Annotated in this window: 12 protein-coding genes and 2 tRNA genes; 13 read left to right on the top strand and 1 reads right to left on the bottom strand. The window is 55.5% G+C overall.

Translation table 11 applies throughout. The annotated features are described in order from the left end of the window. Nucleotides 1-174: 174 nt before the first annotated feature. Nucleotides 175-483 (bottom strand): ribosome assembly RNA-binding protein YhbY, encoded by a 309-nt coding sequence (gene yhbY / locus N7D90_RS20770; RefSeq protein ID WP_261739738.1) that lies wholly within the window; start codon nucleotides 481-483, stop codon nucleotides 175-177. 107 nt (nucleotides 484-590) lie between these two features. Here yhbY and rlmE point away from each other — a divergent pair, with 107 nt between their 5' ends. The 13 genes from rlmE to truB all read left to right on the top strand — a co-directional run bounded on the left by rlmE (nucleotide 591) and on the right by truB (nucleotide 13,188). Beyond that, nucleotides 591-1,241, top strand: coding sequence for a 23S rRNA (uridine(2552)-2'-O)-methyltransferase RlmE (gene rlmE, locus N7D90_RS20765; RefSeq protein WP_261739737.1), 651 nt, complete (start codon nucleotides 591-593; stop codon nucleotides 1,239-1,241). A gap of 192 nt (nucleotides 1,242-1,433) precedes the next feature. Then, nucleotides 1,434-3,341 (top strand): ATP-dependent zinc metalloprotease FtsH, encoded by a 1,908-nt coding sequence (ftsH, locus tag N7D90_RS20760; protein ID WP_261739736.1) that lies wholly within the window; start codon nucleotides 1,434-1,436, stop codon nucleotides 3,339-3,341. An 8-nt stretch (nucleotides 3,342-3,349) separates the two neighbouring features. Continuing rightward, a complete protein-coding gene (folP, locus tag N7D90_RS20755; protein ID WP_261739735.1) occupies nucleotides 3,350-4,201 on the top strand; it encodes a dihydropteroate synthase in 852 nt (283 codons plus the stop codon). A gap of 16 nt (nucleotides 4,202-4,217) precedes the next feature. Next, a complete protein-coding gene (gene glmM / locus N7D90_RS20750; RefSeq protein WP_261739734.1) occupies nucleotides 4,218-5,555 on the top strand; it encodes a phosphoglucosamine mutase in 1,338 nt (445 codons plus the stop codon). Nucleotides 5,556-5,621: 66 nt separating this feature from the next. Then, nucleotides 5,622-6,377 carry a triose-phosphate isomerase gene (gene tpiA, locus N7D90_RS20745; RefSeq protein WP_261739733.1) on the top strand — a complete coding sequence of 252 codons (756 nt, stop codon included), beginning with the start codon at nucleotides 5,622-5,624 and terminating at the stop codon, nucleotides 6,375-6,377. 2 nt (nucleotides 6,378-6,379) lie between these two features. Next, on the top strand, nucleotides 6,380-6,763 hold the full coding sequence (gene secG, locus N7D90_RS20740; RefSeq protein WP_261739732.1) for a preprotein translocase subunit SecG: 384 nt from the start codon (nucleotides 6,380-6,382) through the stop codon (nucleotides 6,761-6,763). A 28-nt stretch (nucleotides 6,764-6,791) separates the two neighbouring features. Continuing rightward, a tRNA-Leu gene (locus tag N7D90_RS20735) sits at nucleotides 6,792-6,877 on the top strand. A gap of 96 nt (nucleotides 6,878-6,973) precedes the next feature. Beyond that, nucleotides 6,974-7,050 (top strand) — tRNA-Met (locus N7D90_RS20730). Nucleotides 7,051-7,190: 140 nt separating this feature from the next. After that, nucleotides 7,191-7,649, top strand: a complete 459-nt coding sequence (rimP, locus tag N7D90_RS20725) for a ribosome maturation factor RimP (RefSeq protein WP_019825918.1) — start codon at nucleotides 7,191-7,193, stop codon at nucleotides 7,647-7,649. A 47-nt stretch (nucleotides 7,650-7,696) separates the two neighbouring features. Then, nucleotides 7,697-9,178, top strand: a complete 1,482-nt coding sequence (nusA, locus tag N7D90_RS20720) for a transcription termination factor NusA (RefSeq protein ID WP_019825920.1) — start codon at nucleotides 7,697-7,699, stop codon at nucleotides 9,176-9,178. A 27-nt stretch (nucleotides 9,179-9,205) separates the two neighbouring features. Then, nucleotides 9,206-11,707, top strand: coding sequence for a translation initiation factor IF-2 (gene infB / locus N7D90_RS20715; RefSeq protein ID WP_261739731.1), 2,502 nt, complete (start codon nucleotides 9,206-9,208; stop codon nucleotides 11,705-11,707). Nucleotides 11,708-11,865: 158 nt separating this feature from the next. Further along, nucleotides 11,866-12,267 carry a 30S ribosome-binding factor RbfA gene (gene rbfA, locus N7D90_RS20710; RefSeq protein ID WP_261739730.1) on the top strand — a complete coding sequence of 134 codons (402 nt, stop codon included), beginning with the start codon at nucleotides 11,866-11,868 and terminating at the stop codon, nucleotides 12,265-12,267. 3 nt (nucleotides 12,268-12,270) lie between these two features. Continuing rightward, the gene (truB, locus tag N7D90_RS20705) at nucleotides 12,271-13,188 is read left to right on the top strand and encodes a tRNA pseudouridine(55) synthase TruB (RefSeq protein WP_261739729.1); all 918 of its coding nucleotides are present in this window, start codon (nucleotides 12,271-12,273) and stop codon (nucleotides 13,186-13,188) included. The last annotated feature ends 10 nt before the right edge of the window (nucleotides 13,189-13,198 follow it).

Raw genomic sequence — 13,198 nt, 5'->3', positions numbered from 1 at the left:
CTGAACACGGCTGGCAGCGTTGCTGTTTGAAAAGGCAGGTAGCGGGTGGGGAGGTCGTGCGTTGGGCGTCTCTGGCTGCCTGATGCGTTGCGCGGGCAGTTCTTGCATAACTCTCGGGTTTAACCCCGGAAGAGTTTCAGGGCGCGCCAGGCGCACCCTTGACCCTTGTCGACATCACTTGAAGCGATGGATGTTCGACAGTTGCTTGTTTACATTGACGTTCTTACGGTACAGAAGCGCCATTTTGCCGATAACCTGTACCTGTTCCGCTTTGCCGGCCTTGCACATTTGTGCGACGGCCTCCAGGCGGGATTCGCGATCCAGAATGTTGACTTTGATTTTAATCAGCTCGTGATCGCCCAATGCGCGTTCGAGTTCGGCTAAAACACCTTCAGTCAAACCATTATCAGCCACAGTCAAAACTGGTTTCAGATGGTGGCCAATGGATTTGTACTGTTTCTTCTGCTCTTGAGTGAGCGGCATAATCTGACCCCTGTGTCTGATCTTGTAAAAAGCGGCGGCCAGTTTACCCGAGCGAGTCCGAGACCGCCCGGTTAATCACAACCCGTTTAAAATTTTTGAGGTGGCCCGTGGCCCGTTCCAAGACTAGCCTTAACTGGCTGAAAGAGCATTTCAACGATCCATACGTCAAAATGGCGCAAAAAGACGGGTATCGCTCGCGTGCCAGCTACAAATTGCTGGAGATCCAGGAGCGTGATCGTCTGATTCGTCCAGGCATGACGGTTATTGACCTGGGTGCTGCCCCGGGTGGCTGGTCACAGGTAACCAGTCGTCTGATCGGTGGCCAAGGTCGCTTGATCGCTTCCGACATCCTGGACATGGACAGCATCCCTGATGTGACCTTCATCAAGGGCGATTTTACCGAGGACGCAGTGCTTGCGCAGATCCTCGAGGCTGTCGGAAATACACAAGTAGACCTTGTGATTTCAGATATGGCCCCCAATATGAGTGGATTGGCAGCTGTGGACATGCCTCGGGCGATGTTCCTGTGCGAGTTGGCACTGGATCTTGCCGGTCGCGTCCTACGTCCTGGTGGTGATTTTCTGATTAAAGTTTTCCAAGGTGAAGGCTTCGATCAATACCACAAAGACATTCGCAAGCTGTTTGACAAGGTACAGATGCGCAAGCCGTCGTCGTCACGAGACAGGTCCCGCGAGCAGTATTTGCTGGGGCGCGGCTTCCGTGGAGTTGATGGTTCTGCCAGTGATGAGCGTCTTTGACCGGGGCGATAGTTTTTTTGAATCGCTTTACAGATCTGGCATAACGAATATTGTGTAGTCAAAGTTTCACAAAGGGTTACAGACGGAGCCTGCAAGGGTTGTAGGCAATGTAGTAAGTTATGCCGGTGAATATCATGCGAAGCACGCTTCAGTAGCGGGGCTTGTGCTTCAGAGGGTAGCTAATTGAACGATATGGCAAAGAATCTGATCCTGTGGTTGATCATCGCTGCTGTCCTGGTGACAGTGATGAACAACTTCTCCAGTCCAAACGAGCCACAAACCCTCAACTATTCCGACTTCATCCAGCAAGTTAAGGATGGCAAGGTCGAGCGCGTTGCCGTGGATGGCTACGTGATTACCGGCAAACGCAGCGATGGGGATACCTTCAAAACCATCCGTCCGGCTATTCAGGACAACGGTTTGATCGGTGACCTGGTGGATAACCATGTGACCGTTGAAGGCAAATTGCCTGAGCAACAAAGCATCTGGACTCAACTGCTGGTTGCGAGCTTCCCGATTCTGGTGATCATCGCAGTCTTCATGTTCTTCATGCGTCAAATGCAGGGCGGTGCCGGCGGTAAGGGCGGACCGATGAGCTTTGGCAAGAGCAAGGCGCGGCTGTTATCGGAAGACCAGGTCAAAACGACTCTGGCTGACGTAGCGGGTTGCGACGAAGCCAAGGAAGAAGTGGGTGAGCTGGTTGAGTTCCTGCGTGATCCGGGCAAGTTCCAGCGCCTGGGTGGTCGTATTCCTCGTGGCGTGCTGATGGTTGGCCCGCCAGGTACCGGTAAAACCCTGATCGCCAAGGCGATTGCGGGCGAAGCCAAGGTGCCGTTCTTCACGATTTCCGGTTCCGACTTTGTTGAAATGTTCGTGGGCGTCGGTGCAAGCCGTGTTCGTGACATGTTTGAACAAGCCAAGAAGCATGCTCCTTGCATCATCTTCATCGATGAAATCGATGCTGTCGGTCGCCACCGTGGTAACGGTATGGGCGGCGGTCATGATGAGCGTGAGCAGACACTTAACCAGTTGCTGGTTGAGATGGACGGCTTTGAGATGAACGACGGCATCATTGTGATTGCCGCCACTAACCGTCCTGACGTACTTGACCCTGCGCTGCTGCGTCCAGGCCGTTTTGACCGTCAGGTTGTGGTTGGTTTGCCGGACATTCGTGGCCGCGAGCAGATCCTCAAGGTTCACATGCGTAAAGTGCCAATGGGCGATGATGTCCAGCCGGGCGTTATTGCACGTGGTACTCCGGGCTTCTCGGGTGCTGATCTGGCCAACCTGGTGAACGAAGCTTCCTTGTTCGCAGCGCGCACCGGTAAGCGTGTTGTTGAAATGAAAGAGTTCGAGCTGGCCAAGGACAAGATCATGATGGGCGCCGAGCGCAAATCGATGGTCATGTCGGATAAGGAAAAGCGCAACACGGCGTATCACGAAGCGGGTCACGCTATCGTTGGTCGCGTAGTGCCTGAGCATGATCCGGTCTACAAGGTTTCGATCATCCCGCGTGGTCGTGCGCTGGGTGTGACCATGTTCCTGCCGGAAGAGGATCGTTACAGCCTGTCCAAGCGTGCGCTGATCAGCCAGATCTGCTCGCTGTATGGCGGTCGTATCGCTGAAGAGATGACCTTGGGCTTTGACGGTGTTACCACTGGCGCGTCCAATGACATCATGCGTGCGAGCCAGATTGCGCGGAACATGGTTACCAAGTGGGGTTTGTCCGAGAAGCTCGGCCCACTGATGTATGCCGAAGATGAAGAGTCTTATCTGGGACGTGGCGGTGGTCAGTCGGCAAGTGTGTCCGGCGACACAGCCAAGCTGATCGACTCCGAAGTGCGCAGCATCATTGACCAGTGCTACAACACTGCCAAGCAGATACTGACTGAAAACCGTGACAAGCTCGATGCAATGGCTGATGCGCTGATGAAGTACGAGACGATCGATGCTGATCAGATCGACGACATCATGGCGGGTCGTCCGCCGCGTGAGCCGCGTGACTGGGAAGGCGGCAACTCGGGTACCCCGACTGCCCCAACGCTGGATAAAACCGAGCGCCCGGAAACACCAATCGGCGGCCCTGCTGCTGATCAATAAGGCTTGAAATGACTTCTGTTCAGTCCTCAACCCGGTTGCCTTGCGGCAACCGGGTTCTTGATTTGGCCCATACGCATGTTATGGGTATTCTTAATGTCACCCCTGATTCCTTCTCCGATGGCGGCCGCTTTGCTGCATTGGATGCGGCTTTGCGCCATGCGCAGTCGATGGTTCTGGCCGGTGCAACTCTGATTGATGTTGGCGGTGAATCAACGCGCCCCGGCGCTCCTGTGGTTTCGCCGCAGGAAGAGCTGGATCGGGTTGCGCCTGTTGTCGAGCGCATAAGTCGGGAACTGGACGTCATTATTTCGGTCGATACATCCGCGCCAATGGTCATGACCGAGGTTGCGCGTTTGGGTGCGGGGCTGATCAATGATGTGCGCTCGCTGCGCCGTGAAGGCGCCTTGCAGGCGGCTGCGGCCACGGGATTGCCGGTATGTCTGATGCATATGCTCGGTGAGCCGGGCGATATGCAGGACAATCCGCATTACGATGACCTGGTGGGCGAAGTCTCTGCGTTTCTGGTCGATAGCATGGCGCGCTGTGCCACTGCCGGTATTGGCCCTGAGCGCATCGTGCTGGATCCGGGGTTCGGCTTTGCCAAAACATTGCAGCATAACCTTAGCCTGTTCAAACATATGGAAGCCCTGCATTTGCTTGGGCGGCCTTTGCTGGTGGGTGTGTCACGTAAAAGTATGGTCGGGCAGACGTTGAGCCGGCCAGTTGCAGAGCGGCTGTATGGCAGTCTGGCTCTTGCAGCCTTGGCGATGACCAAGGGGGCGCGTATTTTGCGTGTCCATGATGTTGCCGAAACAGTTGATGTGGTACGGATGATCGCAGCGGTAGATTCCGCAGACTAAGAATGATGGAGCACTTATGACAAAGAAGTATTTTGGCACCGACGGTATTCGTGGTCGGGTCGGCGTTTATCCGATTACCCCTGATTTCATGCTCAAGTTGGGTTGGGCGGCGGGCATGGCGTTTCGCAGCAAGGGCGCTTGCCGGATTCTGGTAGGTAAGGACACCCGTATTTCGGGTTACATGTTCGAGTCTGCGCTTGAAGCGGGTTTGTCGGCTGCCGGGGCTGATGTGATGTTGCTGGGGCCTATGCCTACACCGGCTATCGCCTACCTGACGCGCACCTTCCATGCGGAAGCGGGCATCGTGATCAGTGCTTCGCACAATCCCCATGACGATAACGGCATCAAGTTTTTTTCCGGTGATGGCACCAAGTTGCCTGATGACGTCGAGTTGATGATCGAGGAGTTGCTTGACGCTCCGATGACGGTTGTTGAATCCGACAAGCTCGGCAAGGTGTCGCGTATCAATGACGCTCCGGGTCGTTATATCGAATTCTGCAAAAGCAGTGTGCCAAGCAGTACCAAATTCGGTGGCCTCAAGATTGTTCTCGATTGTGCTCATGGTGCTACCTACAAGGTTGCTCCGAGCGTTTTCAAAGAGCTGGGCGCGGAAGTTATTGTGCTGTCGGCTCAGCCCAATGGCCTGAACATCAACGACAACTGCGGCTCGACTCATATGGGTCAACTGCAGGCTGCCGTGGTGGCTGAAGGCGCGGACCTGGGTATTGCCTTCGATGGCGACGGCGATCGTGTTCTTATGGTTGACCATACCGGTGCCGTGGTTGATGGCGATGAATTGCTGTTTATCATTGCGCGTGATTTGCACGAGCGTGGCAAGTTGCAGGGTGGTGTTGTCGGTACGCTGATGAGTAACCTCGGGCTTGAGCTGGCATTGGCTGACCTGGGCATTCCGTTCGTGCGCGCCAATGTAGGTGACCGTTACGTTATCGCTGAATTGCTGGAGCGTAACTGGCTGGTGGGCGGGGAAAATTCCGGGCATATCGTGTGCTTCCAGCACACTACAACCGGCGATGCGATCATTGCTGCACTTCAGGTGCTGCTGGCTTTGCGTCGTCGCGATGAAAGCCTTGCACAGTCGCGCCAGGCGTTGCGCAAGTGTCCGCAAGTTCTGCTGAACGTACGGTTTGCGGGTGGGGTTAATCCTGTCGAGCATCCGGCTGTTAAAGACGCTTGCGCGCGCGTCACCGAGGCCATGAACGGTCGCGGCCGTGTCTTGTTGCGCAAGTCGGGAACAGAGCCTTTGGTGCGTGTAATGGTCGAAGGCGACGACGAAAACATGGTTCGCGGCTACGCCGAAGAGCTGGCAAAACTGGTAAGTGAAGTTTGTGCCTGAATTCGGCTTGCCAGCGCGGATGTGGTTGGGTAACATCTGCGCCCACTTTGACCGACGAGGTAAAGCATGCGTCGCACTATGGTAGCTGGTAACTGGAAGATGCACGGTACCCGCGCCAGCGTCGCTGAGCTGATCGACGGTCTGCGTGGTCTGGTCTTGCCGAACGATGTTGATGTTGCAGTATTTCCGCCTCAGCTGTTTATTGATCGTGTTATCAATGGCTTGCAAGGCGCAGCGATTTCGGTCGGTGCTCAGGATGCTGCAGTGGAGTCGGGGCAGGGCGCTCTGACTGGCGAGATTTCATCGAGCCAGTTGGTAGACGCAGGTTGCAAGCTGGTGCTTGTGGGGCACTCCGAACGTCGCCTGATTCTGGGTGAGCAGGACGAGACACTCAATCGCAAGTTTGCAGCGGCTCAAGCCTCTGGTTTGACGCCAGTGTTGTGTATAGGGGAAACCCTGGAGCAGCGCGAAGCGGGGCAAACGCTTGAAGTGGTAGAGCGTCAGCTGAATGCCGTGATTGACGAGTTTGGCATTGATGCTTTTGTAAATGCTGTGATTGCATACGAGCCGGTCTGGGCCATTGGTACCGGACTGACCGCATCACCACAGCAAGCGCAAGATGTGCATGCGGCCATTCGCGCACAGCTGGCGCAAAAGAATTCTGAAGTGGCACAAGGTGTGCGGCTTCTATACGGCGGCAGCGTGAAGGCGGCCAATGCGGTCGAACTGTTCAGCATGCCGGATATCGATGGGGGACTCATTGGCGGGGCTTCCCTGAATGCAGATGAGTTCGGTGCGATCATTCGTGCCGCAGGAAACTGAAAATGCTGGATAACGTCGTAACTGTGTTTCATCTGCTGACAGCATTGGGTGTAATTGCCCTGGTTTTGCTGCAACAGGGCAAGGGAGCGGATGCTGGAGCATCTTTCGGCGCAGGTGCATCAAATACTGTGTTCGGAAGCCAAGGTTCCTCTACCTTTCTTAGTAAGTTTACTGCTATACTTGCCGCAGGTTTTTTCATAACCAGCTTAGGGTTAGGTTACTTTGCTAAAGAGAAAGCTGAACAGCTGACTCAAGTAGGTTTGCCAAATCCAGCGGTGTTGGAAGTTCCAGTGCAAAAGCCGGCTTCAGATGATGTTCCGGTGCTTCATGAGCAAAAGTCGGCAACTCCTGCGACTGACGTACCTCCAGCTCAAGAGCAAAAGTAAAACGGGTTTCATGATGTAACGTAGTATTGCCGAGGTGGTGGAATTGGTAGACACGCAACCTTGAGGTGGTTGTGCCCATAGGGTGTAGGGGTTCGAGTCCCCTTCTCGGTACCAATTATCAAGAATGCCCGCAGTAGCGGGCTTTCTTGTATGTGGAAGGTTGGATTGACCCTGAAAAGGATCAACCGTATACTTCCGCTCCAGCTTTGTCGCGGGATGGAGCAGTCTGGTAGCTCGTCGGGCTCATAACCCGAAGGTCGTCGGTTCAAATCCGGCTCCCGCAACCAGTTTTAGCGGAGCCCCTTCTTAGGGGCTTTTTGTTAACTGGACACTTTATAGCGTCGGTATTCAACGACGTTTCAGAGATGGGCGCTTCGCCCATTTTTTCATTTTGCACAGCATGCACAAACATGCACAGGGGGTTCAGGTGTCGAGCAAGCTAGAACAGTTGCAGGACTTGTTGGCCCCGGTGATCGTGGCCCTTGGCTATGAATGCTGGGGTATTGAATTTTCGGCTCAAGGCCGCCATTCAATGTTGCGTGTCTATATCGACAAGGAAGGCGGCGTACTGGTAGATGACTGCGCAATTGTCAGTCGTCAGATCAGCGGCGTTTTGGATGTCGAAGATCCTATCGCTGTTGAGTACACGCTTGAAGTTTCTTCTCCTGGCATGGAACGCCCTCTGTTCACTATTGAGCAGTTCGCGAAATTTGCCGGTGAGCAAGTGAGGATCAAGCTGCGTTCCCCGTTCGAAGGGCGACGCAACTTTCAGGGCCTTCTGCGCGGCGTAGAGGAGCAGGACATTGTGGTGCAAGTTGAAGACCATGAATTCCTGTTGCCGATCGATATGATCGACAAGGCCAACATTATTCCCAGTTTTGACTGAGACGCGGATCCCGCGGATCCAATGGCTTGCGAAAGGCGAGGCGTACGATGAGCAAAGAAGTACTGCTGGTTGTTGAGTCGGTGTCCAATGAAAAGGGCGTACCGGCAAACGTTATTTTTGAAGCGCTGGAGCTGGCTCTGGCCACCGCGACTAAAAAGCGTTTTGAAGACGAAGTCGAACTGCGTGTGGAAATCAATCGCCACACCGGTAACTATGAGACTTTCCGTCGCTGGACTGTGGTCGAAGACGAAGATCTGGATGATCCAGCATACGAGTTGGCTGTAGACCAGGCCCAGGCGAAACAGCCAGGCGCTGTAGCTGGCGATATTATCGAAGAGAAAATCGATTCTATCGAATTCGGTCGGATTGCTGCACAAACGGCCAAACAGGTCATTGTGCAAAAGGTCCGCGAAGCCGAGCGCGCTCAAGTAGTCGATGCTTATCGCGAGCGTCTGGGTGAAATCATTTCGGGCACCGTGAAAAAGGTGACACGTGACAATGTGATCGTCGATCTGGGCAATAACGCTGAAGCGTTGCTGGCCCGTGAAGACATCATCTCGCGTGAAACCTTCCGTGTTGGCGTACGCCTTCGCGCACTGCTCAAGGAAATCCGCACCGAGAACCGCGGCCCTCAGTTGATTCTGTCGCGTACCGCGCCAGAGATGCTGATCGAGCTGTTCCGCATTGAAGTGCCAGAGATCTCCGAAGGCCTGATCGAAGTGATGGCGGCCTCCCGCGATCCAGGATCACGCGCTAAAATAGCCGTTCGCTCCAAAGACAAACGCATTGATCCGCAAGGTGCCTGCATTGGTATGCGCGGTTCGCGCGTCCAGGCAGTGTCCGGCGAATTGGGCGGAGAGCGAGTGGATATCGTCCTTTGGGATGACAACCCGGCGCAGTTCGTGATCAACGCAATGTCGCCAGCTGAAGTGGCGGCAATTATCGTCGACGAAGATGCCCATGCAATGGACATCGCCGTTGGCGCAGACAATCTGGCCCAGGCGATTGGTCGCGGCGGTCAGAACGTACGTTTGGCCAGCCAGTTGACCGGCTGGACCTTGAACGTGATGACCGAATCGGACATCCAGGCTAAGCAGCAAGCAGAAACCGGCGATATCCTGCGCAACTTCATCGAAGAGCTGGAAGTTGATGAAGACCTGGCGCAGGTTCTGGTAGATGAAGGCTTTACTAGCCTGGAAGAGATTGCCTACGTACCGGTGGAGGAAATGCTCAACATCGATGGCTTTGACGAAGATACCGTCAACGAGCTTCGCGCTCGGGCCAAAGATCGACTGTTGACTAAAGCCATCGCTACTGAGGAAAAGCTGGCAGACGCCCATCCGGCCGAAGACCTGCTCTCGCTTGAGGGTATGGACAAGGATTTGGCGATGGAACTGGCGGTGCGCGGCGTAATTACCCGCGAAGACCTGGCCGAGCAGTCTATTGACGACCTGCTCGACATCGACGGCATTGACGATGATCGTGCCGGCAAGTTGATCATGGCCGCCCGAGCCCATTGGTTCGAGTAATTAGGCGCGGCCTGAGGAGAGAAATGCATGACGCAAGTCACGGTGAAACAACTGGCCGATGAGGTCAAAACACCGGTTGAGCGCCTGTTGCAGCAGATGCGTGAGGCAGGTCTGCCGCACAACGCCGCCGAGCAGAATGTGACCGACAGTGAGAAGCAAGCTCTGCTGACTCACCTGAAAAGCAGCCACAAGGCTAAAGTGGAAGAACCGCGCAAGATCACTTTGCAGCGTAAAACCACCAGTACCCTGCGTGTTGCTGGCAGCAAAAGCATTAGCGTTGAAGTACGCAAGAAGAAAGTCTTCGTACAGCAAAGCCCGGAAGAAATTGAAGCCGAGCGCAAACGTGAGATGGATGAACGTCGTGCAGTAGAAAATGCCGCACGTCAAAAGGCTGAAGAAGAGTCCAAGCGTCGCGCCGAAGAAGACGCGCGCCGTCAGCCTGCATCTACTCCTGCTGCTGCTCCAGCTGTTGCCGCGCCTGCACCTGTGCAAGCCGCAGCACCAGCCGCACCGGCTCCAGCAGTTGATGCACGCAAGCGTGACGAACAGCGTCGCCCGGACAAGCCACGTGCTGACGATAACAATCGTCGCGGTAGTGGTGACGGCGATCGCAAAAACGCTCCGCATCGTGCCTCGGTTAAAGAAAAAGCACCGACTCCACGTGTTGCTCCGCGTACTTCCGACGAAGAAAGCGACAGCTTCCGTCGCGGCGGTCGTGGCAAGGGCAAGCTGAAGAAGCGTAACGCTCACGGTTTCCAGAGCCCAACCGGCCCTGTAGTTCGTGACGTTCAGATTGGCGAGACCATCACTGTCGGCGATTTGGCTGCACAGATGTCGGTCAAGGCTGCTGAAGTCATCAAGTTCATGTTCAAGCTGGGTACTCCAGCGACCATCAACCAGGTACTTGATCAGGAAACTGCTCAACTGGTTGCTGAAGAACTGGGCCACAAAGTGACTCTGGTCAGCGACAACGCCCTGGAAGATTCCCTGGCCGAGTCCCTGAAGTTCGAAGGCGAGTCGTTCTCCCGTGCACCGGTTGTGACCGTAATGGGCCACGTTGACCACGGTAAAACGTCCCTGCTCGACTACATCCGTCGTGCCAAGGTAGCTGCTGGCGAAGCCGGTGGTATTACTCAGCACATCGGTGCATACCACGTTGAAACCGAACGCGGCATGGTCACTTTCCTCGATACCCCGGGTCACGCTGCGTTTACCGCAATGCGTGCACGTGGTGCCAAGGCGACTGACATCGTGATTCTGGTTGTTGCTGCAGACGACGGTGTAATGCCGCAAACCATCGAAGCTGTTCAGCATGCGAAAGCGGCTGGTGTGCCTCTGGTTGTTGCAGTGAACAAAATCGACAAGCCAGGTGCTGATCTCGATCGCATCCGCAGCGAGTTGTCCGTTCACGGCGTGACGTCGGAAGAATGGGGTGGTGACACTCCGTTTGTTTCGGTCTCGGCGAAAATGGGTACCGGCGTTGACGAATTGCTCGAAGCCGTACTGCTGCAAGCTGAAGTTCTGGAACTCAAGGCAACTCCATCGGCTCCTGGCCGTGGCGTAGTGGTTGAGTCCCGTCTGGACAAAGGCCGTGGCCCTGTTGCAACTGTTCTGGTTCAAGACGGTACCCTGCGCCAAGGCGACATGGTTCTGGTCGGCTCCAACTACGGTCGCATCCGTGCCATGCTCGATGAGAACGGCAAGTCCATCAAGGAAGCCGGTCCATCCATCCCTGTCGAGATTCTCGGCCTGGACGGAACGCCAGATGCTGGCGACGAGATGAGCGTAATGACTGACGAGAAGAAGGCGCGTGAAGTTGCCCTGTTCCGTCAAGGCAAGTTCCGCGAAGTGAAACTGGCGCGTGCTCACGCAGGCAAGCTGGAAAACATCTTCGAGAACATGGGTCAGGAAGAGAAGAAGACGCTTAACATCGTCCTCAAATCTGACGTCCGTGGTTCGTTGGAAGCTCTGCAGGGCGCCCTTGGCGGCCTGGGTAACGACGAAGTGCAAGTGCGCGTAGTGGGCGGCGGTGTCGGTGGTATCACCGAGAGCGACGCTAACCTGGCACTGGCCTCCAACGCTGTACTGTTTGGCTTCAACGTGCGTGCCGATGCCGGCGCTCGCAAGATTGTCGAGCAGGAAGGCCTGGACATGCGTTACTACAACGTCATCTACGACATCATCGAAGACGTCAAGAAAGCCCTTACCGGCATGCTTGGCAGCGACGTTCGGGAGAACATCCTGGGTATCGCCGAAGTCCGTGACGTGTTCCGTTCGCCTAAGTTCGGCGCGGTTGCAGGTTGCATGGTGCTTGAAGGTGTTGTTCACCGTAACCGTCCAATCCGCGTACTGCGTGAAGACATCGTTATCTACGAAGGCGAGCTGGAATCCCTGCGTCGCTTTAAAGATGACATGTCCGAAGTGCGTGCCGGCATGGAATGCGGTATCGGCGTCAAGAGCTACAACGACGTTAAAGTCGGTGACAAGATCGAAGTGTTCGAGAAGGTCCAGGTTGCTCGCAGCCTCTAACTCGCGAGCCTCAAGAGCGAGGACGAGCCGCGGCATGCAAATGACCGTCGCTCGGCCTGGACTCTAAACGCAACGCCCGGTCCGGCTTCTGTCTGGCCGGGCGTTTGCCGCTTTCAGACCGCATGGGTTTCCCATGGGTGAGTAACAGGTAACAAGACATGGCAAAAGAATATAGCCGTACCCAACGTATTGGCGATCAGATGCAGCGCGAGCTGGCACAGCTGATCCGTCGTGAAGTCAAAGACCCGCGCGTGGGTCTGGTCACCATTACTGCTGTTGAAGTCAGCCGTGACGTCGGTCACGCCAAGATCTTCATCACCGTGATGGGGCAGGATAATGCTGAAGACATCGCCCAGAGCATCAAGGTGTTGAACTCGGCAGCGGGTTTCCTGCGCATGCAACTGGCGCGTGAAATGAAACTGCGCAGCGTTCCACAGCTGCACTTCCACTACGATGAAAGTGTCGTGCGTGGCGCTCACCTGTCCGCCTTGATCGAGCGTGCAGTGGCTGAAGACAATCAGCACCCTGAAACCACTGCTCCCGAAGACACCAAGGAGTAACCGGTGGCTCAGGTCAAGCGTATCCGTCGTAACGTCAGCGGCATCATCCTGTTGGACAAGCCTCTTGGATTCACTTCCAACGCGGCCCTGCAGAAAGTTCGCTGGCTGCTCAATGCCGAGAAGGCAGGGCACACCGGTAGTCTCGATCCATTGGCCAGCGGTGTATTGCCGCTGTGCTTTGGCGAAGCCACCAAGTTTTCGCAATACTTGCTCGATTCCGACAAGGGTTATGAAACCCTGATGCAATTGGGCAAGACCACCACCACGGCAGACGCTGAGGGTGAGGTTTTACAGACTCGCCCAGTGACCGTTGGTCGTGCCGATATCGAAGCTGTTTTACCCAATTTTCGTGGGAAAATCAGTCAGATACCGCCGATGTACTCTGCACTCAAGCGAGACGGACAGCCGCTTTACAAGCTGGCCCGTGCAGGCGAAGTGGTGGAGCGTGAACCACGTTCTGTTACTATTACACGCCTCGAATTACTGGCCAGCGAAGGCGACACTGCGCGCTTGGCCGTCGACTGCACCAAAGGCACCTATATCCGTACCCTCGTGGAAGATATCGGTGAGCAATTGGGGTGCGGTGCATACGTTGCAGAGTTGCGTCGTACGCACGCCGGACCTTTCAGCCTGGCCCAAACGGTCACGCTGGAAGAGTTGGAAGCGGTGCATGCCGAAGGCGGTAATGAAGCGGTAGATCGCTTCCTGATGCCATCGGACAGCGGCTTGCTGGACTGGCCGTTGCTGCACTTCTCGGAAGCCAGTGCTTTCTATTGGCTCAATGGTCAGCCGGTTCGTGCTCCGGATGCTCCGAAGTTCGGTATGGTGCGGGTACAAGATCATAACGGTCGCTTCATCGGGATCGGTGAAGTGAGCGAAGACGGGCGCATTGCGCCGCGTCGACTGATTCGGTCGGAATGACCGGAACCAG

It is taken from the genome of Pseudomonas fragi (assembly GCF_025426255.1).
Classification (GTDB): Bacteria; Pseudomonadota; Gammaproteobacteria; order Pseudomonadales; family Pseudomonadaceae; genus Aquipseudomonas; species Aquipseudomonas kulmbachensis.
Note: the sequence above shows the minus strand (reverse complement) of the source record. Positions and strands in the feature narration are given on the sequence as shown.